19 protein-coding genes are annotated in these 21,614 nt (G+C 70.0%); 7 read left to right on the forward strand and 12 right to left on the reverse strand.

From position 1 onward, the window contains the following. Window positions 1-45: 45 nt before the first annotated feature. The 5 genes from FOZ76_RS21240 to FOZ76_RS21260 all read left to right on the forward strand — a co-directional run bounded on the left by FOZ76_RS21240 (window position 46) and on the right by FOZ76_RS21260 (window position 5,029). Window positions 46-666 (forward strand): TRAP transporter small permease subunit, encoded by a 621-nt coding sequence (locus tag FOZ76_RS21240; protein ID WP_143950268.1) that lies wholly within the window; start codon window positions 46-48, stop codon window positions 664-666. Continuing rightward, window positions 663-1,946: a TRAP transporter large permease gene (locus tag FOZ76_RS21245; protein ID WP_143950269.1), complete on the forward strand. Its 1,284-nt coding sequence runs from the start codon at window positions 663-665 to the stop codon at window positions 1,944-1,946. Before FOZ76_RS21240 ends, FOZ76_RS21245 begins: the two co-directional genes overlap by 4 nt. A gap of 49 nt (window positions 1,947-1,995) precedes the next feature. After that, on the forward strand, window positions 1,996-2,682 hold the full coding sequence (locus tag FOZ76_RS21250; protein WP_143950270.1) for a DUF2848 domain-containing protein: 687 nt from the start codon (window positions 1,996-1,998) through the stop codon (window positions 2,680-2,682). 48 nt (window positions 2,683-2,730) lie between these two features. After that, window positions 2,731-4,077 carry an amidase gene (locus FOZ76_RS21255; protein WP_143950271.1) on the forward strand — a complete coding sequence of 449 codons (1,347 nt, stop codon included), beginning with the start codon at window positions 2,731-2,733 and terminating at the stop codon, window positions 4,075-4,077. 154 nt (window positions 4,078-4,231) lie between these two features. Further along, window positions 4,232-5,029, forward strand: coding sequence for a putative hydro-lyase (locus FOZ76_RS21260; RefSeq protein WP_143950272.1), 798 nt, complete (start codon window positions 4,232-4,234; stop codon window positions 5,027-5,029). Between the two features lie 75 nt (window positions 5,030-5,104). Here FOZ76_RS21260 and FOZ76_RS21265 read toward each other — a convergent pair whose 3' ends face one another. The 12 genes from FOZ76_RS21265 to FOZ76_RS21320 form a co-directional block, all read right to left on the reverse strand. Next, on the reverse strand, window positions 5,105-6,823 hold the full coding sequence (locus FOZ76_RS21265; protein WP_143950273.1) for a complex I subunit 5 family protein: 1,719 nt from the start codon (window positions 6,821-6,823) through the stop codon (window positions 5,105-5,107). Between the two features lie 2 nt (window positions 6,824-6,825). Further along, on the reverse strand, window positions 6,826-9,819 hold the full coding sequence (locus tag FOZ76_RS27750; RefSeq protein WP_211366360.1) for a proton-conducting transporter transmembrane domain-containing protein: 2,994 nt from the start codon (window positions 9,817-9,819) through the stop codon (window positions 6,826-6,828). Then, window positions 9,812-10,132: a sodium:proton antiporter gene (locus FOZ76_RS21275; RefSeq protein ID WP_143950275.1), complete on the reverse strand. Its 321-nt coding sequence runs from the start codon at window positions 10,130-10,132 to the stop codon at window positions 9,812-9,814. Before FOZ76_RS21275 ends, FOZ76_RS27750 begins: the two co-directional genes overlap by 8 nt. Continuing rightward, window positions 10,129-11,142, reverse strand: a complete 1,014-nt coding sequence (locus FOZ76_RS21280; protein ID WP_143950276.1) for a hydrogenase subunit MbhD domain-containing protein — start codon at window positions 11,140-11,142, stop codon at window positions 10,129-10,131. Before FOZ76_RS21280 ends, FOZ76_RS21275 begins: the two co-directional genes overlap by 4 nt. Further along, window positions 11,139-11,522 carry a cation:proton antiporter gene (locus tag FOZ76_RS21285; protein ID WP_143950277.1) on the reverse strand — a complete coding sequence of 128 codons (384 nt, stop codon included), beginning with the start codon at window positions 11,520-11,522 and terminating at the stop codon, window positions 11,139-11,141. The genes FOZ76_RS21280 and FOZ76_RS21285 overlap by 4 nt, the downstream gene beginning before the upstream one ends. Beyond that, on the reverse strand, window positions 11,519-11,791 hold the full coding sequence (locus tag FOZ76_RS21290) for a monovalent cation/H+ antiporter complex subunit F (RefSeq protein ID WP_143950278.1): 273 nt from the start codon (window positions 11,789-11,791) through the stop codon (window positions 11,519-11,521). The genes FOZ76_RS21285 and FOZ76_RS21290 overlap by 4 nt, the downstream gene beginning before the upstream one ends. Continuing rightward, complete coding sequence (locus FOZ76_RS21295; protein ID WP_246129731.1) at window positions 11,788-12,354, reverse strand: Na+/H+ antiporter subunit E; 567 nt, start codon at window positions 12,352-12,354, stop codon at window positions 11,788-11,790. Before FOZ76_RS21295 ends, FOZ76_RS21290 begins: the two co-directional genes overlap by 4 nt. Before the next feature lie 229 nt (window positions 12,355-12,583). Further along, the gene (locus FOZ76_RS21300; protein ID WP_143950280.1) at window positions 12,584-13,879 is read right to left on the reverse strand and encodes a TRAP transporter large permease; all 1,296 of its coding nucleotides are present in this window, start codon (window positions 13,877-13,879) and stop codon (window positions 12,584-12,586) included. Further along, a complete protein-coding gene (locus FOZ76_RS21305) occupies window positions 13,872-14,363 on the reverse strand; it encodes a TRAP transporter small permease (protein ID WP_143950281.1) in 492 nt (163 codons plus the stop codon). Before FOZ76_RS21305 ends, FOZ76_RS21300 begins: the two co-directional genes overlap by 8 nt. An 11-nt stretch (window positions 14,364-14,374) precedes the next feature. Next, window positions 14,375-15,340 (reverse strand): TRAP transporter substrate-binding protein, encoded by a 966-nt coding sequence (locus tag FOZ76_RS21310; RefSeq protein WP_143950282.1) that lies wholly within the window; start codon window positions 15,338-15,340, stop codon window positions 14,375-14,377. 66 nt (window positions 15,341-15,406) lie between these two features. Beyond that, on the reverse strand, window positions 15,407-16,069 hold the full coding sequence (locus FOZ76_RS21315) for a DUF4286 family protein (RefSeq protein ID WP_246129686.1): 663 nt from the start codon (window positions 16,067-16,069) through the stop codon (window positions 15,407-15,409). 137 nt (window positions 16,070-16,206) lie between these two features. Next, window positions 16,207-17,148: a LysR family transcriptional regulator gene (locus FOZ76_RS21320; RefSeq protein WP_143950283.1), complete on the reverse strand. Its 942-nt coding sequence runs from the start codon at window positions 17,146-17,148 to the stop codon at window positions 16,207-16,209. A gap of 135 nt (window positions 17,149-17,283) precedes the next feature. Here FOZ76_RS21320 and FOZ76_RS21325 point away from each other — a divergent pair, with 135 nt between their 5' ends. Continuing rightward, window positions 17,284-17,793, forward strand: coding sequence for a winged helix DNA-binding protein (locus FOZ76_RS21325; protein ID WP_143950284.1), 510 nt, complete (start codon window positions 17,284-17,286; stop codon window positions 17,791-17,793). Between the two features lie 105 nt (window positions 17,794-17,898). Beyond that, entirely contained in the window at window positions 17,899-21,525 is a 3,627-nt protein-coding gene (locus FOZ76_RS21330) for a hydantoinase B/oxoprolinase family protein (RefSeq protein ID WP_143950285.1), read from the forward strand. Window positions 21,526-21,614 lie beyond the last annotated feature (89 nt).

The raw sequence follows: 21,614 nt of genomic DNA on the forward strand, positions 1-21,614 counted from the left end.
TTCGCATGGGCGCGCCCGGAGGGCGCGCTGTCGCGGAGTGATTCCATGACTCAATTTCAGAACTTGCGCGTGCTCGGCGGACTGCTGCGCGGCGCGGAGGCGATGTCGCGCATGGCGGTCTGGGCGGGCGGTGCGCTCACCCTGGCCAGCGTGCTCCTCGTGGGCTTCGACGTGTTCGCCCGGCGCTTCTTCGGGTTCAACACGGGCGGGGCCGACGAGCTGTCGAGCTACGCCTTCGCCATCAGCACCGCGTGGGCGCTGGCGTTTGCCGCGCTGCAGCGCGCCAATGTGCGCGTGGATGTGGTCTACCAGTACCTGCCGGTGCGCGTGTCGGCCGTGCTCGACTGGCTGGCCATCGTCGCGCTCGGCGTCTTCATGGCCTTCATGACGTTCTACGCCTACGACGTGGTGCATACCTCCTGGACGCGCAATGCCGCGGCCAACACGCCGCTCGCCACGCCGCTCTGGATTCCGCAGGGGATGTGGTTCCTCGGTCTGGTCTGGATGTGCATCGTGCTCGCGCTGATGCTGGTGCGCGCATCGGTCGCGCTCGTCACGGGCGACATCGCCGCCGTGAAGGCGATTGCCGGCGTGCGTTCGGCGCAGGAAGAAGCCGCCGAAGAGGCTGCCGCGGGTGAACGCCTGGTCGAGGAGGCACGGCAATGATTTCCACCACCCTGATTCTTCTGCTGGTGCTGATCGGCGCCAGCATCCCCGTGGCTGCTGCCTTGGGCGTGCTCGGCCTGGTGCTGGACCCGCTGTTCAGCATGCTGCCCCTGTCGCGCGCCATGGGCGAGCTTTCCTGGGCCACCAACAATGAGTTCCTGCTCGTTGCGATTCCGCTGTTCATCCTGCTGGGCGAGATCCTGCTGCGCTCGGGCTTCGCCGAGCGCATGTACTCGGCCATGAGCCTGTGGCTGTCCTGGCTGCCGGGCGGCCTGATGCACGCCAACATCGGGGCCTCCACGCTGTTCTCCGCAACGTCCGGCTCCAGCGTGGCCACCGCGGCCACGGTCGGCACGGTCGCCATGCCGCAGCTCAAGCGCTATGGCTACAACGAGTCGCTGTTCCTCGGCAGCCTGGCCGCCGGCGGCACGCTGGGCATCCTGATCCCGCCCTCGATCAACCTGGTGCTCTACGGCGTGCTGACGAACTCGTCGGTGCCGCAGCTCTATCTCGCCGGCCTGATCCCGGGCCTGGTGCTCGCCGGGCTCTTCATGCTGACCGTGCTGATCGCCTGCCTGCTGCGCCCCGCCTGGGGCGGCAAGCGGATCGAAGCCGACTGGTCGGGACGCCTCCGCTCGCTGGTGCACCTGCTGCCGCCGGCCTTCATCTTCCTGCTGGTGGTGGGCTCGATCTACGCCGGGTTGGCCACGCCCACCGAGGCGGCCGCGCTGGGCGTGATCGGCGCGCTGGTTCTCGCCGCATGCGTGCGCAAGCTCACGCTGCGCATGCTGCGTGAGGCCATCGAGGGCACCATGCGCTCGAGCGCGATGATCATGCTGATCGTGATCGCGGCCGCGTTCCTGAACTTCGTGCTGTCGGCCACCGGCATCACCGACGACATCGTCGGCGCGATCCAGGGCCTGGGCCTGTCGCCCGGCTGGATGCTGCTCATCGTCATCCTGTTCTACATCGTGCTGGGCTGCTTCATGGAGACCCTGTCGATGATGATCACGACGATTCCCATCATCGCGCCGATCATGATCACCCTGGGCTACGACCCGATCTGGCTCGGCATCGTCATCATCATCCTGGTCGAGGCCGCGCTCATCACGCCGCCCGTGGGGCTGAACCTCTTCGTGGTGCAGAGCCTGCGCAAAAGCGGTTCGATGAATGCGATCATCGTGGGCAGCATCCCTTTCGTGCTCGCCATGTTCGTGATGATCGGCCTGCTCGTGCTGTTCCCCGGCATTGCGCTGTGGCTGCCTGCGGCCATGCGCTGAACCTAGTCCGGGCCGGCGCGCGACGCCGGCCCTTTCACCGGTAATTCCCATGCAAGTCACTTTCGACATCATCGACGACGCGGGTCAGCAGCCGCTCGCCGTGGACTTCTCCGAACTCGTCGTCGCCGGCTGGGCCGGACGCGACCAGGCCGTCATCGAGCACCACATCGAGGAGCTCGCGGCGATCGGCGTGCCGCGTCCCAGCGCCACGCCGCTGTTCTATCGCATCGCGGTCAACCAGCTCACCCAGGCCGAGCGCGTCCAGGTCGTGGGCGCGCAGACCTCGGGCGAGGTCGAGGCCTTCGTCTTCAACGCGGGGGGCGAGAGCTACGTGTCGGTGGCGTCCGACCATACCGACCGCGAACTCGAGGCGCACAGCGTCGCGCTCTCCAAGCAGGCCTGCGTCAAGCCCTTGGCCCGCCAGGCCTGGCGCCTGGCGGACGTGGCAGACTATTGGGACGAACTGGTCATCCGCTCGTGGATCGATGAGGGCGGGCGCACCGTGGCTTACCAGGAAGGCCCGCTCGCCAGCCTGCGTTCGCCGGCCGACCTGATCGCCACCTATACCGGCGGCGGCGCGCGCCTGTCGGACGGCACCGGCATGACCTGCGGCACCGTGGCCGTGCAGGGCGGCATCCGGCCGGCCTCGGCATTCACCATGGAGCTGTTCGACCCGCGTCGCGGCCGCGCGATCCGGCATGCCTACGCCATCGACGTGCTGCCTGTCGTCGCCTGATTCCGCTGCATCTGCCGGTCCGCATCGCGCCGGCCCAGGAGAACCGTCATGCTTCCCACATTGCAACAACTGCGCGCGGATCTGGACGCCGGACGCACCAGCGCGCTCGCGCTGGCCGAGGCCGCACTGGCGCGCGCCAAGGACCCGGCCGGCGAAGGCGCGCGCGTCTACACCCGCCTCTATGAGGAACGCGCGCTGGCGCAGGCGCGCGCCGCCGATCTGCTGCGCGCGGCCGGACAGGTCCGCTCGGTGCTCGACGGCGTGCCCGTGTCGATCAAGGATCTGTTCGACGTGGCCGGCGAGCCGACCACGGCCGGATCGGTCGTGCTCAAGGATGCCGCGCCGGCAGCGCAGGACGCGCTGGTGGTGCGGCGGCTGGCGGCCGCGGGCGCGGTCATCGTGGGCAAGACCAACATGACCGAGTTCGCCTACTCGGGCCTGGGCATCAATCCGCACTACGGCACACCGCGCAACGCCTGGCAGCGCAACGAGGCGCGCATCCCGGGCGGCTCGTCCTCCGGCGCCGCGGTTTCGGTGACCGACGGCATGGCCGCGATCGCCATGGGTTCGGACACCGGCGGCTCGGTACGCATACCCTCGGCGCTGTGCGGCCTGACGGGCTTCAAGCCGACGGCGCGGCGCGTGTCGATGGACGGCGTGCTGCCGCTGTCCGCCAACCTGGATTCGATCGGCCCGTTGGGCGCGAGCGTGGCGTGCTGCGCGGCCGCCGACGCCATCATGGCGGGTGAAGCTCCGCGCGCGCTGGCTCCCGCGCGGCTGGAAGGGTTGCGCGTGGCGGTGCCGGGCACCGTGGTCCTGGACGGCATGGACGAGACCGTGGCCACCGCCTTCGCCGGCGTCCTTGCGCAGCTCGAGCGGGCGGGCGCGCGCGTCGAGCGCATCGAGATACCCGAATTCGCCCGGCTCGGCGCGATCAATGCCAAGGGCGGCTTCACCGCCGCCGAGGCCTGGGCCTGGCATCGCGGCCTGATCGAGCGGGCGGCCGACGCCTACGATCCGCGCGTGGTGTCGCGCATGCGCCGCGGGGCCGACATCAGTGCGGCCGACTACATCGAGCTGCTGGCCGCGCGGCAGGCCTGGATTGCCGGTGTCGAGGCGCGCATCGCGGGCTACGACGTGCTCGCCATGCCGACCGTGCCGGTAGTCGCGCCCACGATCGCGGCGCTGACGGCCTCGGACGATGCCTACTACGCGGCCAACGGCCTGATCCTGCGCAATTCCACCTTCATCAACTTCCTCGACGGCTGCGCGCTGTCGCTGCCTTGCCATGCGCCGGGCGCGGCGCCGGTCGGGCTGATGCTGGCGGCCGCGGGCGGACAGGACGAGCGCGTGCTGGCCGTGGGCGCGGCCGTCGAAGCCATGCTGCGCGGCTGACCACGGGGCCGGGCGCAAGCCTCGCCCTCGGGGCAAGGTCCAGCCTGGCCAGCCCGTCCTGGCGCGCCCATGGCGCGACGAGGAAGCTTCCGCCGCCAGGCGGAAGCGAGTCATATTGCGCCGGGGCCGCGGCCCCGGCACTGCTGGAGCTTTCATGTCGTCTCTCCCGATGCTGCCGGGCAACCCCGGCCACCAGGCCAGGCTCGCCATCCGCACGGGCCGCTACACCGGACCCACGGCGAACCTGGCGCCCGGCCACGTGCAGGCCAACCTCGCGATCCTGCCGCGCGCGCTGGCCGAGGACTTCCTGCGGTTTTGCCAGCGCAATCCCAAGCCGTGCCCGCTGCTGGCGGTCTCGGAACCCGGCGATCCCGCGCTGCCCACGCTGGGCGTGGACGTGGACATTCGTACCGACATTCCGCGCTATCGCGTCTGGCGCGACGGCGAGCTCGTCGAGGAACCCGGGCAGATCGGCGCGCACTGGCGCGACGACCTGGTGGCGTTCCTGATCGGCTGCTCGTTCTCGTTCGAAGAGGCCATGCTGCAGAACGGCCTGCCGGTGCGCCACATCGAGCAGGGCTGCAACGTGCCGATGTACCGCACCAGCCTGATGACCCAGCCGGCCGGGCGGTTTCACGGGCCCATGGTGGTCTCCATGCGGCCCATGCGCGCGGCCGACGCGATCCGCGCGATCGAAGTCACCTCGCGCTTCCCGTCGGTGCATGGTTCGCCCGTGCACCTGGGCGACCCCGCCGAAATCGGCATTGCCGACCTCGCGCGGCCCGACTATGGCGATCCGGTCGAGATCCGTGCGGGCGAGATCCCGGTGTTCTGGGCCTGCGGCGTGACGCCGCAATCCGTGGTGGCTGCCGCCAAGCCGGCGTTCTGCATCACCCATGCGCCGGGCCACATGCTGGTGACCGATCTCATCAACGCGCGGCTGGCCGTCTGAGCGCCGCACTGCCTCCTGGGGCCGGCCGGGGCTGAGCGGGCGCCAGCCCGATGCGCGGGCACGGGTGCGGCATGTCTATACCTGCTGGGCGCGCACCAGCCACCAGGCGAGCACGATCGCCGCCAGCATGGCGCCGGCGAGCACGGGCCAGGCCGTCAGCCAGCGTTCGCCGGCACCGACCCTGCGGTCCAGCAGGCGCCATGCGAGCGCCGAGCGCGCCGCGATGCCGTCCTGCAGGGCGGCCCATGCCTCGCTGGCGCGGCGCCAGGCAATGCGCGCGCCGACAGCCCGCACGCAGGCCACGATCGGCCACAGGATGTCGCCTTCGGGAACGCGCGGCGCGCGTCGCCACCAGCGCGCGGCGGCGCCCGCCAGCACCAACCCGAGCAGCACCGGCCAGCTCGCGCCCCACCAGTGCGAGGGGGCGAGGGCTTCCTCGATGAGGGCGGACGGGAACAGGGCGGGCACGAAACCGACGACGGCCACCATGCCGAGCAAGACCAGCCAGGGTGCCGCAAGGCCCGGCTTGGGCTTGCCCACGGGCTCGTGCCACAACAGAAAGCCGAAGCGGGCCATCAGCAGCGTGGTGCCGATCGCGGCCAGCGGCAAGACGGTATCGAGCACGCCATACCATGCGTCGGTCAGTTCGGGCAGCACGTGCTTGAGTGCCGTCTTGGCCACCGCGCCGCTGGTGAAGGGCAGGCCGGCCAGGGCGAGGCCGGGCAGCAGCAGAAGGGCGAGCGCGCGGCGCCGGCGCCGCGCATCGGGCGCCGCCTGCACGCATCCCACGCCGAGAAACAGCGCCCCCTTGGCAAAGGCGTGGTGGACCGCGTACAGCGTGATGGCGAGCACGGCGGGGGCGGCCGCACTCACGTCCAGGAAGGCCATGCCGAGGGCCGCGGCGAGCAGGCCCAGTTGGCTCACCGAGGAATAGGCGAGCACGGCCTTGGGGCGGGCCTGGGCGCAGCCGGCGAGCGCTGCGCCGAAAGCGCCGGCCAGGCCCAGGCCGATCAAGGCGGCCCCCAGCGCCGGCGCGGCCAGCTCGCCCAGCGGCAGCAGCACCAGCCACCCCAGCACCCCGGCCTTGACCATGGCCCCCGAGAGCACCGCGCTGGCCGGTGTCGGCGCCACCGGGTGGGCCACCGGCAGCCACACATGCAGGGGCACCAGCGCCGCCTTGATGCCGAATCCGGCCACCAGCAGCCCCAGCGTCAGCGGGTCGGCGGCCACGGCGGATGCCATGTCGTCGAGCGCGATCGACGCGGCCTGTGCCACGGCCAGCCACAGCGCGGGCAGGATCAATGCTTCGCCCAGGATCACCAGCGCGAGGTAGACGGTCCCGGCGCGCCGGGCTTCATCGGTCCCGTCGTGCACGATCAACCCGTACGCGCACAGGCCCATCGTCAGAAAGCCCAGGTAGAAGGTCACGGCGTCGCCGGCGAGAATGAGCAGGAGGTTGCCGGCCAGCGTCGCCAGCCAGTAGGCGGACATGCGCACGCGATGCGGGTCGTGGGCGTGGTAGGCGGCGGCGTAGTGCCCGCAGACCAGCCAGAGCGCGGCGGTGAGCAGGAGGAACACGCGCGAGGTGTCGTCCAGCCCGAGCGTGGTGCCGACCAGCAGCCACGGGAGTTCGACCGTAGCCGAGGGCCAGCCGGACAAGGCGACCAGCAGGGCGGGCAGGGCCGCCCAGGGCGCGAGCGCCAGAGCGAACGGCCGCAGCCGCGCGGCGGCCAGCGCAAACGCCAGCGCCAGGGGCAGGCCGGCACAGCAGAGAAGGGCGGTGGTGGCCAGCATGCTCAAGGTTCCGGGGAGATGCCGTAGTAGTCGCGCTCGGCGATCACCTCGGCCCAGCCCAGGGGGCTGAGCGCGAGGCCGGCGAACACGCCCGCGCCGATCGAGGCCAAGGCGGTGGCGACCGGCGGCAGCAGCATCCACATCGTCAGCGGTTTGCGCGCAGGGCCCCGCGCCGGCGCGGGCTCGAGGAACCAGGCGGCGTACAGCATGGGCAGGAAGTACGCGGCGTTGAGCACGGTCGAGGCGACGAAGATCCAGATCACCCAGCCCTGGCCGGCATCCAGAGCGCCGCCTGCCAGATACCATTTGCTGACGAAGCCTGCCACCGGCGGCAGGCCGATCATGCCGAACGCGCCCACGGTGAACGCCGCCATGGTCCAGGGCATCGCGCGGCCCATGCCGCGCATCTCGTCCACGGTGTGAACGCCGCGCGCCTCGGCCAGATTGCCGGCGCAGAAGAACAGGGTGATCTTCATCAGCCCCTGGTGCACGATGTGCACGAGTGCGCCGATGGTCGCGATCGGGCTCGCCAGGCAGGCGCCCAGGGCGATGTAGGAGAGCTGGCTGACGGTGGAATAGGCCAGGCGCTTCTTGATCTCGCGTTGGAAGAGGGCGCGCACCGAGCCGTAGACAATGGTGAAGGCGGCGACCGCGGCGAGCGCCGCCGTGCCCGCGTAGGCCTGCGAGAAGCCCAGACCGAAGACGTCGTAGAGCACGCGGATGATGCCGAAGACGCCGGCCTTGACCACCGCGACCGCGTGCAGCAGCGCGCTCACCGGCGCCGGCGCGACCATGGCGCTGGGCAGCCAGCCGTGCAGTGGCACCAGCGCAGCCTTCACGCCCATGCCGCCCATCAGGAGCGCGAAGATCAGCGCCAACGCGCCGGGCGCGCGCGCATGCAGCGGCTCGAGCGAGTTGGCCGCGCTGAACTCCAGGTTCGCGTCGAGCACGTGCAGGCCCAGCGTGCCGAGCAGGACGGCCACGCCGCCGATCAACGTATAGACGAGATAGCGGCGCCCGGCGGCGAGTGCCTGCGGCGTGCCGCTGTGCACCACCAGCGGGTAGGTGGCGATGGTGAGGAATTCGTAGAAGTACAGAAAGGTGACGAGGTTGCCGGACAGCGCGATGCCGGTCGATGCGGTCACCGACAGGCTGAAGAAGCCGAAGAAGCGCGAGCGATCCTCGTAGCGCTTGAGGTAGCCGATGGCGTAGATCGTGGTGGCCAGCCAGAGCCCGGCGGACAGCGTGACGAACTGCAGGCTGAGCGGATCGGCGCGCAGTGACAGGTCCAGGCCGGGCAGGAAGGCGATGCGGGCCTCGTAGGCGTTGCCGGCCATCACCCCGTCCAGCAAGACCAGCACCAGCACCACCTTGGCCACCGCGCCCGCCAGGTTGAGCGCGATGCGCAGCCGCGACTGCGCTTCGGTGAGGAAGAACACCGCCAGCCCCGGGAAGAACGAGGACAGCAGGATCGCCGTCAGCAGCCAGGCGCCGCTGCTGGTGTCGGTACGCGGTGCGGCAGCCTGGGCCAGCGCCACGCCGATGTCCAGCAGGTTCAGGGGCAGGGCGGCGGCCACGCCCAGCAGGAAGGCGAGCGTGGCCGGCACCAGCGCCAGCCATTCGAGCGGCCAGGGCACCGGGTGCGGCGCCCGCGCCTCGGCGTCCTCGGGCGCGCGGGCGAGCGCTGCGCCGAGCACCTTGATCACGTACAGCGCCGAGAGCAGCCCGCCGCCGGCGAGCACGACGATCCAGAGCCAGGCGCCGTGGCGCCAGCCCGCTTCGAGCAGCAGCCATTTGCCGACGAAGCCGCCGGCCGGCGGCAGGCCCATCAGGCTGACGCCGGCCAGCCCCATGGCCAGCAGGCTCATCTTCAGCCGGCCCGCCAGGCGCGCCAGCGCGTCGATGCGGTCCGTACCCAGCGCGAGCAGCACGTTGCCGGCGGCCAGGAAGAAGGCCGCCTTGGCCAGGCCATGGGTGAGCGCCAGGTAGAACGTACCGCTCCAGGCCAGCGAGGGTGTCTGGGAGAACAGCGGGAAGAACAGAAAGAGATAGCCGATCTGGGCGACGGTGGAGTAGGCGATGAGCGGTTTGAGCCGGTCCTGGCGCGCCGCCTGCAGCGAACCCCAGACGATCGCCGCGGTGCCGGCGCAGCCCAGGAGCAGCCCGACGGTGTGCAGTTCGAGCGCGGCGAAGGGGCCGAGCCAGAGGCGCACGAGCAGGTAGAACCAGGCCTTGATGACCAGGGCGGACAGCACGGCGCTGACCGGCGCGGCGGCCGAGCCGTGCGCGGCCGGCAGCCAGACGTGAAAGGGAAAGAGCGCGGTCTTGGCGGCCAGGCCGGCCAGCATCAGCGCCAGGGCCGCCCAGGCGGCGGGCCCGGTGCTCGCATGCTCGCGCGCGAGTGCGAGATCCAGCGTACCGCTCGCGCCGTAGAGCAGCGCCACGCCGGCCAGGTACAGCAGCGAACCCAGCAGCGCGACCAGCAGGTAGCGCATGGCGGCGGCGAGCGCCTCGCGCTTGCCGGCCTGCGCCACCAGCATCACCGCGGCCAGCGTCACGAGTTCCATCGTGACGTACAGGTTGAAGAGGTCGGCCGCCACGAACAGGGCGTTCAGGCCGGCCCACAACAGATAGAACAGCGGCCAGAAGAGGCGTGCCTGCCGGCGTTCGTCGGGGCTGGCGGCGAGCCAGGCATACCAGGCGGCGAGCGCGGCCACGATACCGGTCAGCAGCAGCATGACGGCGGCCACCCCATCGGCCACCAGCTCGATGCCCAGGGGCGCGCGCCAGCCACCCAGGGCGTGCCGCACGGGAGCGCCGGTGTCGATGACCGCATGGGCCAGCCCGGCCGCGACCGCCAGCGCCGACGCCGGCCCCAGCGTGTGCAGCAACCCCGCCCAGCGGCCGCGCGCGAACAGCGCCAGCAGGGCGAGGCAGAGCGGCGTCAGTGGTGTGGCGAGCAACAACGGCAGCCCGAACGGCGGGACTTCAGTCAACCGCATCCTCCTTCTGCTCCGCGGGCGCGGGGCCCGCATCGTGCAGGCGCTTGAGCAGCACCAGCGCGAAGGCGCTCGCGCTCACGGCGACCACGATGCCGGTCAGCACCATGGCATGCGGCAGCGGGTCGGGCGGGCCATCGGGGGCGCGGCGGGCGATGGCCACCAGCAGCAGGAAGACCGCCGAACTCAGCACGTTGAGCGCGAGGATGCGGCGCAGCAGGCTGGCGCTGGCAACGAGCGCATGCAGCGCCAGCGCCATCAGGGCCGCGGCCGCGCCGCCGTAGATCACCAGTTCGGGCGAGTGGGTCATGGCGATTCCCGGGGCGGCCGAGGCGGTTGCGGGGGCTGTGCGTCGGCGGTGTAGATCATGGCGAGCATGCCGCCGATGGCCAGCGTGAGCACGCCTTCCAGGGCCAGAATGCCGGGGTACACCCAGCCCTGCGGCCATTGCAGGAAGCCGCCACCCATCGCTGCGCTCGCCCAGCCCGCGGCCAGGAAGGCGACCAGGCCCAGCGCGAGGACGCTGCGCGTGACGGGATGATCGCGCGCGGCGAGCTGCTGTGTACCGGAGAGAAAGAGCAGCACGCAGGCGGCGGCCAGGATCGCGCCGGCGGGAAACGCACCGCCCGAGCGGCCCGTGCCGGCCCAATACAGGTACACGGCGGCCATCAGCATGAACGGCACGAGCACGCCGCCGATGGCGGGCAGCAGGCGGCTGGTGCGTGCCGGCGGCAAGGCCTGCGGGGCTGGGGCCGCGGTGGCGCGCAGCATGAGGGCGCCGAGCGCGGCCAGCGCGAGCACGCCCATCTCGAGGAAGGTGTCATAGGCGCGCAGATCGAGCAGCACCGCGGTCACGGCGTTCGATACCGGGTGTGCGTCCAGGGCCGACGCCATGGCCGCGTATGCCCCGCCGTCGGGTATGGGCAGGAACCACAGACCGCCGGCGACGATGAGACCGGCGAAGAGGCCGAGTACGCCGGCCGCGGCGTGATCGCGCATGCGCGGCGGGCGCGTGCCGTCGAGTTCGCCGCGCGCGTCCTGGTCGGTGTCGGGCGGCGCGCCCTGGCCCGCCCGCCGCCCGCTCAGGTGGCCGAGCGCGTCGAGCAGCAGTGCGCCGGTGAGGCCAGCGCCGATGGCGGCTTCGGCGAGCGCGATGTCGGGCGCGTCCAGACGCACCCAGCACAGCGCCATCAGCAGGCCGAAGGCGATGAAGAGCACGATCGCCGTGAACAGGTCGCGCACGCCCAGGGCGCGCCAGGCCACGTAGACCAGGCCGGCCGCCAGGAGCAAGTCGAAGCCCAGGTTCATGGCACGGATCATGAGCGGGCCTGTCGGCTGGCGGGCGTGGCGCTGTCGGCAGGGTGGGCCGTGTCGGCGGCGCCGTGCGTGTGCGGCTGCAGCAGCTCGACGCTGTCGGCGTCGGCGTGCTCCACGCCCAGCGCATGCCGCGCGATCAGGTACGCCCCGGCCGAACCGACCAGCATGGCCAGCAGCCAGATCAAGCCGAGCTTGACGCCGCTCGCCACGCTGTCGCTTTGCAGGATGAGCCCGCTGACGAGAAAGCCGAGGCCCAGGTTGTCGGCCTTGGTGAGCGCGTGCAGGCGGGTGAGCGTATCGCCAAAGCGCAGCAGGCCGAGCGTGCCGCCGGTGAAGAACACCGCGGACAGCACCAGCAGCACGACGGTGAGGGCATCGATCATGGCCGCTCCTTGCCACGCCGCGGCCAGACCCGGGCGACGAAGGCGCTCGCCGCCAGCGCGCCCAGCAGGGCGAAGACCAGCGCCACGTCGCGCAGGGCGGGCAGCTCGACGGCCTCGGCCAGCAACAGCAGGATGGCCACGCCCATTGTGCCGAACAACTGCGCGCAGGTCATGCGGTCCGGCGGCGCCGGCCCGCGCAGCACGCGCGCGAGGCCGATCAGCAGTTGCACGAGCAGCAGGGCCGCCAGGCCGATGTACCAGGAGGTCATGGGGACATCCTCCCATCCGGGCGCGTTTCCTCATCGGCATGGCCGGCGGTACCGCGATCCGTATGGCCGTCGCCACGCCCCGCCGCGCGGCCGAACACGGCGGCGACGCGTTCCTCCAACTGTTGCAGGGCGGCGTGCACGGGCAGGTGGCGATCGATGACGTGCAGGATCAGGCGCTCGTCCTCGAGCCGGGCGGACAGGGTGCCCGGGATCAGGTTGACGACCAGCGTGAAGACCACGCGTTCGGTCGCGCCCATGCCGGCCACCGGGTAGGCCACCAGGGCGGGCGCGGTCGGTACGCGCGGGGCGCAGGCGCGGCGTACGACGTCGGCGCCGCCGGCGATGGACTGCCGCAGGAAGAACGGCACGAAGCGCAGCAGCGCCATCAGCCTGGGCCGCGGCCAGGGCGGCGGAAGCAGGGCCACGCTGGCCGAGGCCGCCGCGGCGCTGGCGAGCAGGCCGAAGCCCAGGGTGCCGGCCGCGCCCTCGGTCATGGCCCACCAGATCGTGCCGAAACCGGCGCTGCGCCACAGCAGGGCGGGGATCAGGCTGCGGACAGGCACGGTCAAGGCGGCTTCCTCCGGGATTTGCGGGTGCGCTTGGGGGGCGATGCTCACATGACGGTCATCGCGTCCTGTCGGAGACGGTTGCCCGGTTCGTGCCCCGCGGCATGGGGATCGAGACACCCTAGGACAGAGCACTGCCGCGCACGCAGAGTTCCGCAAGAAAAAAACGTGCCCGTCCCTGGCGGGAGCGGGCACGTCGGGCAGTCCTGACGCATGGCGAGTCGGGCTACATGGCGTTGGGCAGCACGGTGACGATCCGCGGGAAGACGGTCACGATGGCGGTGGCCAGCACCAGCAGCAGGAAGAACGGGAAGGACATGCGCACCACTTTCCAGAGGTCGTAGCCGGTGATGCCCTGGATGACGAACAGGTTGAAGCCCACCGGCGGCGTGATCTGCGCCATTTCCACCACCAAGATCAGGTAGATGCCGAACCAGATCGGGTCGAGCCCGCTGGCGAGCACGGTGGGCATCAGCACGCTGGTCGTGAGTACCACGATCGAGATCCCGTCGAGAAACGCACCGAGCAGGATGAAGAAGATCGTCAGCACGAAGATCAGCATGTAGGGCGACAGGCCCATGCTGGAGATCCAGGCCGCCACGTTGGCGGGCAGGCCGGTGAAGCTCATCGCGCTGGTCAGGTAGGCCGCGCCCATCAGGATGAAGCCGATCATGCAGGACGTGCGGGTGGCGCCCATCAGACTGTCGGTGAACGACCTCCAGGTGAGCGAGCGGCCCCAGGCGGCGATGATGAGCGCGCCGATCACGCCGATCGTGGCCGCTTCGGTGGCGGTGGCGATGCCTGCGTAGATCGAGCCGATCACCCCGGCGATGAGCAGCATCACCGGCAGCAGCAGGCGCAGGCGCGCGAAACGCTGCGTCCAGGGGATCGACGGCTCGGGCGGCGGCACCTTGTCCTTGTTGCGGATCGACCAGAGGCCGATGTAGCCCGAAAACAGGAACATGAGCATGATGCCCGGCAGAATGCCCGCGATGAAGAGCTTGATGATCGAGACCTGGGCGGCGACGCCGTAGACGATCATCACGATCGAGGGCGGAATGAGCAGGCCCAGCGTGCCGGCGCCGGCGAGCGAACCGATGGACAGGCTTTCGTTGTAGCCGCGCGATTTGAGTTCGGGCAGCGAGATGCGGCCGATGGTGGCGGCGGTGGCGGCCGACGATCCCGAGACCGCGGCGAAGATGCCGCAGCCGATCACGTTCACGTGGGTCAGGCGGCCCGGCAGGCGGTTCACCCAGGGGCTGAGCCCGGTGAACATGTCCTCGGCGAGCCGGGTGCGATACAGGATCTCGCCCATCCAGATGAACAGCGGCAGCGCGGTCAGCGCCCAGTTGGCGGTCGCGTCCCAGCTCTTGGTGGCGAAGATGATGCCGGCGGGCGCGTCGGTGAACACGATGAGCCCGAGCAGGCCGCAGCCGATCAGCGCGACCGCGACCCAGACGCCCAGGCCGAGCAGCAACAGCAGCGCGCCGACCAGGATCACCGCCTGGAGAATGTCATTCATGGCCGATCTCCTTGGGCAGCTCGCCGCGCAGCGCGAGCACCAGGTGGCGCACCAGCATCAGCGCGAACAGGGTCAGGCCGACGGGCATGGACAATTGGGGTATCCACAGGGGAACGCGTAGCATGCCCTGCGAGATTTCGTTGTATGCGTAGGATTCGTAGACGAAGAAGATGGCGTGCCAGGCGCCCCAGGCCGACAGCGCGATGGCGATCAGCGTGGCGATGATTTCGTAGGGTTTGACGGCCTTTTCGGGCAGGAACTGCAGGACCAGGGTGACGCGAATGTGCGCACCGTGCAAGAGGGCGTAGGGCAGGGCGAGGAAGATGGAGGCCGCCAGACACCAGGCGGCGAAATCGTCCGCCGACGGTATCTGGTGGCCGAACATGCGGCCGACAATCTGCCCCGAGATCAGCACTCCGATCGAAGCGAGGGCGATTGCGGCCAGCACGCCACTCGCCACGGCCAGGCGTTCAAGCAAAGCCATGGCGATGCACCTCAGTTGCCGCGAAAGGCGTTGAGCACCTTGGTGCCTTCTTCGCCGGCGCGCTTTTCCCATTCGGTGGTCATGGTTTCGCCGATCTTGCGCAGTTCGGCGGCCAGGGTCTCGGGCACGGGTTCGACGCTCATGCCGTGGTCGGCCAGCGTCTTGGTGAGCTTGTCGGTCTGCTCGCGGCCCAGATCCCAGCCGCGCGCTTCGGCCTGCTCGGCGGCCTGCGTCACCGCCTGCTGCTGCTCCTCGGGCAGGCGGTCGTAGGCGCGCTTGTTGACGATGACGTAGTTCAGCGGAATGAAGGCCTGCGTGTCGTAATAGAACTTGGTGTAGTCCCAGGCTTGCGTGTCGACGCCGGTGGCGGGCGAGGTCAGCATGGCGTCGATCACGCCGGTGGAGAAGGCCTGCGGCACCTCGGGCGTGTTCACGGTGGTCGGCACCGCGCCCATCAGCGTGGCCATGCGGCTGGTGGAGGCGCTATACGCGCGAAAGCGCACGCCGCTCAGATCCGACATGCTCGTGACCGGCGTCTTGGTGTAGATGCCCTGCGGGGGCCACGGCGCCGCGTACAGCAGCACGATGCCCTGCTTGTCGAGCTTTTCCTGGATGATGGGCTTGGCAGCCTTCCAGAGCTTTTCGGTGTCGTCGAACGAGCTGGCCAGGAAGGGCACGCTGTCGATCTCGAACATGGCGTCTTCGTTGCCCGCCGAGGACATCAGCACTTCGCCGGCCTGCACCACGCCCTGCTGCACGCCGCGCTTGACTTCCGGGCGCTTCAACAGCGTGCTGTTGGACTGCACATTGATGACCAGCTCGCCCTTGGTGGCTTCCTTGACGTCCGCGGCGAACTGGCGCACGTTCTGCGTCAGGTAGTTGGCGTCGGGCTGCTCGGCGCTCAGCATCCACGTGGTTGCGGCGTTGGCAGCGCTGGTCATCGCCAGCGCAGCGGCCAGGGTCAGCAGTTTCTTCATGGCAGTACACCTCGAGAAGGCGGGTTGATGGAAGGGTGCCCGGCGGCGGGAACGGGAAAGAGAGCTCTAGGTCGCGAGATCCGCCGAGCGCAGATCCCAGAGCAGGTTGAAGGTGTGCGTTTGCGCGGCCGGCAGGTTGAGTTCGGCGGCCACCGCGCGCGCGGCCGCGGCCGCTGCGGGCTCGTTGGTGGCGTCGACGAGCAGCATGGGCTCTAGCTTGCGGCCTTCGGCGGGTTCGGAAGGAAGCGGCGTGGACAGCGAGGGTTCGGGCGTGAGCACGCGCAGCGCCAGCACGCCCTCGATCGACATCACGGTATTGGCGATGGCGAACGCCTTTTCGGCGGTGGCCGTGCCGCCCAGCGGCACCATGCCGAGCGCGCCGCCCGTGCCCACGCCCGCGACCAGGGTGACGACCATCACGCGGCGATTGGTGTTGCGCATGCGCGCGAAGTTCTGGATCGACCACGGCGTCTGATGCTGGAACGCCTGCTGGTAGGCCTCGGTGCCGAACGTGTGCAGGCTCTCGGTGCGGTAGAGCGCGAGGTAGGGCCGCTCGCCGTTGCGGGTGTGATAGCGGCGCGCCCACGCGAAGCCGGGGATGCGCGCGCGCTCGGCCATGTGCTCGCGGTCGTACCACAGGTTGAAGTCTTGCTCGTGGGCGGGATCGATGTCGGTCCAGATGAAAAGCTCGCCCATCGCGTCGCGGTCTTGTCGGAGGTGGTTGTCCACGGCCTGGCTCCAAGGAATAAACAAACGTCGTAACAAATTATGGGGAGCGCGTGCGCGTCGTGGCAAACGGGATATTCAGATCGCTTTCGATAGCAAAAACCGATTGGGGTGCATAGGCACTTCTTTAGTGCGTGCGTCTATCCGGTATTACCCTGGGGTGCCCCGGGTTGGGGCGCGGGTGTGGCGTGCGGGCACACCGCGGCATAGCGCTGCATTTCCTCGACCGCAAGCTGGACCACGGCATCGGCCACGCCGCCGTCGCCCTCGGGGCGCCAGCTCGCCACCAGGCGCAGATCGGCCTGTTCCGGCTGCGTGCGGATGCGCCGGTAGCGGCCCTCGGCCAGGCCGGCCTGCGCGGCGGCCACCGGCAGGGCGGCGATACCCAGGCCCGCCTCGGCGAACTGCAGGCACGCGGCGATGGACGAGACGAAATGGATGCGGGCGTGGACGATGCCCGCGGCCTCCAGCAGGTCGAGCAACTGCAGGTGCGGCTGTGAATGGCGCGGGAAGGTGACGAGCGGAAAAGTGGCGAGATCGGCCAGCGCCATCTCGTCGGGAAACGGCGTGTGCGCGCCGACGATCCAGCCCATGCGCAGGGCACCTAGGTCGCGGTTGCGCACGTCGGCGCCGATGATCGAGTCGGTCTGCAGCGCCACGTCGATGCTGCCGTGCTTGAGCAGGTCCTGCAGGCGGCGGGTGGATTCGGCGGTGAGTTCGAACTCGATCTCGGGGTGTTTCTCGTGCAGGTGCGTGATGAACGGGGTGAACCAGGTGTGCACGATCGATTCGACGATGCCCAGGCGCACGCGCCCGCGAAGGCCGGGCGGGCCGAGCAGCGTGCGCCGCATTTCGGCATCGGTGTCGAGCATGCGCCGGGCGTACTCCATGAGCGTGCGCCCGGCGGGCGTGAGCCGCGTATCGCGCGCCCCGCGCTCGAGCAATTGCTGGTTGAGCTCGTTCTCGAGCGCCGCGATGCGCCCGGAAATGGCTGCCTGGGTGAGGTTGAGCTTATGCGCCGCGGCCTTGAAGCTGCGCAGGCGGGCCACCCATACGAAGGTTTCCAGAAACCGCAGGTTCATCGTCCTACTCCCGGGGCTTCAGGATAGCGCGCGAACCGTGTCTCGGGACGGCGGGGTTCATCATGATAATTCGTTGACGAAACATTGATAAATTATTATCGTTTTGACAATGTTCCGTCCATAGGGGTTTTCTGCATGCTGCCGACCCGCATCGCCTCCTCGGCCCATCTGGCCGAAGGCTCGGCGCCCGACCTGTCCGAAGTCGAGTTCGGCCTGATGATCGCCACCCACGCGTTCAACCGCTGGATGGTGCGCGGCATGGCGGCAGCCGGCCTGACCGACCTCACCGCGACCGACGTCATGGTCATCCATCACGTCTACCACCGGCAGCGCGCCAAGAAGCTCGCCGATATCTGCTTCACGCTGAACGTCGAGGACACGCACATCGTCAACTACTCGCTCAAGAAGCTCGAGCGCCTGGGCATGGTCCAGGGCGAGCGCAAGGGCAAGGAAGTGCTGTATTCGGCCACGCCGGCGGCCGCCGAGGTCATCCAGCGCTACGCCGCGATCCGCGAGGAATGCCTGGTGAGCGGGCTGGCGGCCGGCGCGGGGCAGGGGCTGGAAGTCACGCGCCAGTTGGCCAACGCACTGCGCGCGCTGTCGGGCCTGTACGACCAGGCCGCGCGCGCGGCCACCTCTCTCTGACGCACGTCGGGGGCCGGCGCCGGCGCCGCCTGCCGGCCGATCGCCCCCCGTCGTGAACCATCGTTTCCGTCGCCGGCGCGGCCGGCATCCTCATCGGGGTATTTCATGAAGTGGCAATTCTGGGTGGATCGTGGGGGCACGTTCACCGATATCGTGGCCCGTCGTCCCGACGGCAGTTTCACCACCGCCAAGATGCTCTCGGAGAACCCCGAGCAATATCGCGACGCGGCGGTGGCCGGCATCCGCAAGCTGCTCGGCCTGGCGCCCGGCGAGGCGGTGGACGCCGAGATGGTCGACTGCGTGAAGATGGGCACCACGGTGGCCACCAATGCGCTGCTCGAGCGCAAGGGCGAGCGCACCGCGCTCGTCACCACGCGCGGCTTTCGCGACGCGCTGCGCATCGCCTACCAGAACCGGCCGCGCCTGTTCGATCGCAAGATCGCGCTGCCGGACCAGCTCTACGAGACCGTGATCGAGGCCGACGAGCGCGTCGCCGCCGACGGCGCGGTGCTGCAGCCGCTGGACGCGGATGCCCTGCGCGCGCAGCTCGTTGCCGCGCGCGAAGCCGGTATCGGCGCAGTGGCCATCGTGTTCATGCACGCCTGGATCCAGCCGGCGCACGAGGCCCAGGCTGCGCGCATCGCCCGCGAGGTGGGCTTCGGCCAGGTGTCGGTCTCGTACGAGGTCAGCCCGCTCATCAAGTACGTCTCGCGCGGCGACACCACCGTGGTCGACGCCTACCTGTCGCCCATCCTGTCGCGCTACGTGCAGCAGGTGGCGGCCGAGCTGCCGGGCGTCCGCCTGATGTTCATGCAATCCAGCGGCGGCCTCACCGACGCCATGCGCTTTCGCGGCAAGGATGCGATCCTGTCCGGCCCGGCCGGCGGCATCGTCGGCATGGTGCGCACCAGCGAGCTCGCCGGCTTCGAGCGCGTCATCGGTTTCGACATGGGCGGCACCTCCACCGACGTGTCGCACTACGCGGGCACCTTCGAGCGCGAGTTCGAGACCCAGGTCGCCGGCGTGCGCATGCGCGCCCCGATGATGAGCATCCATACCGTGGCCGCGGGCGGCGGCTCGATCCTGCATTTCGACGGCGCGCGCCTGCGCGTCGGTCCGGACTCGGCCGGCGCCAACCCGGGGCCGGCCAGCTATCGCCGCGGCGGCCCGCTCGCGGTCACCGACTGCAACGTGCTGCTGGGCAAGATCCAGCCGGCGTTCTTTCCCCGCGTGTTCGGCCCCAGGGCCGACGAGGCGCTCGAGCGCGAGGTGGTTGCGCGGAAATTCGCGGCGATGGCCGAGGACGTGAAGGCCGCCACCGGCCGCGAACTGACCCCGGAACAACTGGCCGAAGGGTTCCTGGAGATCGCCGTGGGCAACATGGCCGAGGCGATCAAGCGCATCTCGGTGCAGCGCGGCCATGACGTGACGCACTACACGCTCACCACCTTCGGCGGCGCCGGCGGCCAGCACGCCTGCCTGGTGGCCGATGCGCTCGGCATGAACACCGTATACGCGCACCCGCTGGGCGGCGTGCTCTCGGCCTACGGCATGGGCCTGGCGGACCAGACCGACATGCGCCAGCGCACGGTCGAGCAGGTGCTCGCGCCGGAGCTGCTCGACGGCTTGCGGGCCGCCCTGGACGAGCTCTCGGCCGAGGCGGTGGGCGAGCTCCGGCGCCAACATGTCCCGGACGCCGACATCGCCGTGCTGCAGCGTGTGCACATCAAGTACCGCGGTTCGGACACTGCGCTGGAAGTGCCCTATGGCACGCTGGACGAGATGCGCGGAGGCTTCGAGCAGGCGTATCGCCAGCGCTTCTCCTTCCTGATGCCCGATCGTCCGCTGGTGGTCGAGACGATCTCGGTGGAGGCGCGCGGCGGTGGCGAGGCGCTCGACGAGCAGGTCGCGCCGCGCCAGCGCGCGGGCGCGCTGCAACCGCGCGAGACGGTGCGCATGTACAGCGCCGGCGCCTGGCGCGACACGCCGCTCTACGTGCGCGAGGACATGCTGCCAGGCGACGTGCTCGACGGCCCGGCCATCATCTCCGAGGCCAACGGCACCAACGTGGTCGAAGTGGGCTGGCAGGCGCGCATCACCGAACTGGACCACATCGTGATGCGCCGCGTCGTGGCGCGCGAGCAGCGCCGCGCCATCGGCACCGAGGCCGATCCGATCATGCTCGAGGTGTTCAACAACCTGTTCATGTCGATCGCCGAACAGATGGGCTATCGCCTGCAGAACACGGCGCACTCGGTGAACATCAAGGAGCGCCTGGACTTCTCCTGCGCGATCTTCGACGCCGAGGGCAACCTGATCGCCAATGCGCCGCACATGCCGGTGCACCTGGGTTCGATGAGCGAGTCGATCCGCACCATCATGCAGGCCAACGAAGGCCGCATGCAGCCGGGCGACGTGTACGTGGTGAACGACCCGTATCACGGCGGCACCCATCTGCCGGACGTCACGCTGGTCACGCCGGTTTTCGACCGCGCAGGCAGGCAGATCCTGTTCTATGTGGGCTCGCGCGGGCACCACGCCGACATCGGCGGCACCACGCCGGGCTCGATGCCGCCCGACTCGACCACCATCGAGGACGAGGGCGTGCTCTTCACCAACTTCCAACTGGTGAGCGCGGGCCGCTTGAACGAGGCTGCCGCGCGGGAAATCCTCGGCTCGGGCAAGTGGCCGGCGCGCAATCCGGAGCAGAACCTCGCGGACATGCAGGCGCAGATCGCGGCCAACGAAAAGGGCGTGCAGGAACTGCTGCGCATGTGCGATCAATTCGGCCTGGACGTGGTGCGCGCCTACATGGGCCACGTGCAGAACAATGCCGAGGAGGCCGTGCGCCGCGTGATCTCGGTGCTGAAGGACGGCGAGTACACCTACCCGCTGGACAACGGCGCGACGATCCGGGTGCGCATCCAGGTGGATCGCGAGGCACGCAGCGCGGTGGTGGATTTCACCGGCACCTCGGCGCAGTTGCGCAACAACTTCAACGCGCCGCGCGCCATCACGGTCGCCGCCGTGCTGTACGTGTTCCGCACCCTGGTCGAGGACCAGATCCCGCTGAATGCCGGCTGCCTGAAGCCCATCGAGATCATCGTGCCGCCGCATTCCATGCTGCAGCCCGATCCCCCGGCTTCGGTGGTCGCGGGCAACGTCGAGACCTCGATGTGCGTGGTCAATGCGCTGTACGGCGCGCTCGGCGTGCTCGCCTCCAGCCAGGGCACGATGAACAACCTGACCTTCGGCGATGCCCGGTACCAGTACTACGAGACGATCTCGGGCGGCACCGGCGCCGGCGTGGCCGATCTGGGCGTACCGCTGGCGCAGGCGCGTGGTTTCGACGGCACCTCGGTGGTCCAGGCGCACATGACCAACTCGCGCATGACCGACCCCGAAGTGCTCGAACTGCGCTACCCGGTGCGCCTGGAATCCTACGAGATCCGGACGGGCTCGGGCGGCAAGGGCCGCTGGCATGGCGGCAACGGCGGTACGCGCCGCCTGCGCTTCCTGTCGCCGATGACGGTGTCCATCCTCTCGAACAACCGCCTGCACGCGCCGTTCGGCCTGGCCGGCGGCGAGCCGGGCGAGGTCGGGCTGAACCGCGTGTTCCGCAGCGACGGCAGCATCGAGACGCTGGGGCCGCAGGCGCGCACCGAAGTGCAGCCGGGCGACATCGTCGAGATCCGCACGCCGGGCGGCGGCGGCTTCGGCAAGGCCGCGTAGGGCGGCGGCCGGGGCGCGCCCGGCTGCTGCGGCCGGCCCCGGGGCCTTCGCCGTGTCCGGACATTGCGCTATCGTGTCCGGTACGCATA

The organism is Verticiella sediminum (genome assembly GCF_007558815.1).
Lineage (GTDB): Bacteria > Pseudomonadota > Gammaproteobacteria > Burkholderiales > Burkholderiaceae_B > Verticiella > Verticiella sediminum.

Bases quoted from the DNA above. Each gene is read 5' to 3' on its own strand.
- FOZ76_RS21240 (WP_143950268.1), top strand. From the start codon at position 46: ATGACTCAATTTCAGAACTTGCGCGTGCTCGGCGGACTGCTGCGCGGC.
- FOZ76_RS21245 (WP_143950269.1), top strand. From the start codon at position 663: ATGATTTCCACCACCCTGATTCTTCTGCTGGTGCTGATCGGCGCCAGC.
- FOZ76_RS21250 (WP_143950270.1), top strand. From the start codon at position 1,996: ATGCAAGTCACTTTCGACATCATCGACGACGCGGGTCAGCAGCCGCTC.
- FOZ76_RS21255 (WP_143950271.1), top strand. From the start codon at position 2,731: ATGCTTCCCACATTGCAACAACTGCGCGCGGATCTGGACGCCGGACGC.
- FOZ76_RS21260 (WP_143950272.1), top strand. From the start codon at position 4,232: ATGTCGTCTCTCCCGATGCTGCCGGGCAACCCCGGCCACCAGGCCAGG.
- FOZ76_RS21265 (WP_143950273.1), bottom strand. From the start codon at position 6,823: ATGCTGGCCACCACCGCCCTTCTCTGCTGTGCCGGCCTGCCCCTGGCG.
- FOZ76_RS21275 (WP_143950275.1), bottom strand. From the start codon at position 10,132: ATGACCCACTCGCCCGAACTGGTGATCTACGGCGGCGCGGCCGCGGCC.
- FOZ76_RS21280 (WP_143950276.1), bottom strand. From the start codon at position 11,142: ATGATCCGTGCCATGAACCTGGGCTTCGACTTGCTCCTGGCGGCCGGC.
- FOZ76_RS21285 (WP_143950277.1), bottom strand. From the start codon at position 11,522: ATGATCGATGCCCTCACCGTCGTGCTGCTGGTGCTGTCCGCGGTGTTC.
- FOZ76_RS21290 (WP_143950278.1), bottom strand. From the start codon at position 11,791: ATGACCTCCTGGTACATCGGCCTGGCGGCCCTGCTGCTCGTGCAACTG.
- FOZ76_RS21300 (WP_143950280.1), bottom strand. From the start codon at position 13,879: ATGAATGACATTCTCCAGGCGGTGATCCTGGTCGGCGCGCTGCTGTTG.
- FOZ76_RS21305 (WP_143950281.1), bottom strand. From the start codon at position 14,363: ATGGCTTTGCTTGAACGCCTGGCCGTGGCGAGTGGCGTGCTGGCCGCA.
- FOZ76_RS21310 (WP_143950282.1), bottom strand. From the start codon at position 15,340: ATGAAGAAACTGCTGACCCTGGCCGCTGCGCTGGCGATGACCAGCGCT.
- FOZ76_RS21320 (WP_143950283.1), bottom strand. From the start codon at position 17,148: ATGAACCTGCGGTTTCTGGAAACCTTCGTATGGGTGGCCCGCCTGCGC.
- FOZ76_RS21325 (WP_143950284.1), top strand. From the start codon at position 17,284: ATGCTGCCGACCCGCATCGCCTCCTCGGCCCATCTGGCCGAAGGCTCG.
- FOZ76_RS21330 (WP_143950285.1), top strand. From the start codon at position 17,899: ATGAAGTGGCAATTCTGGGTGGATCGTGGGGGCACGTTCACCGATATC.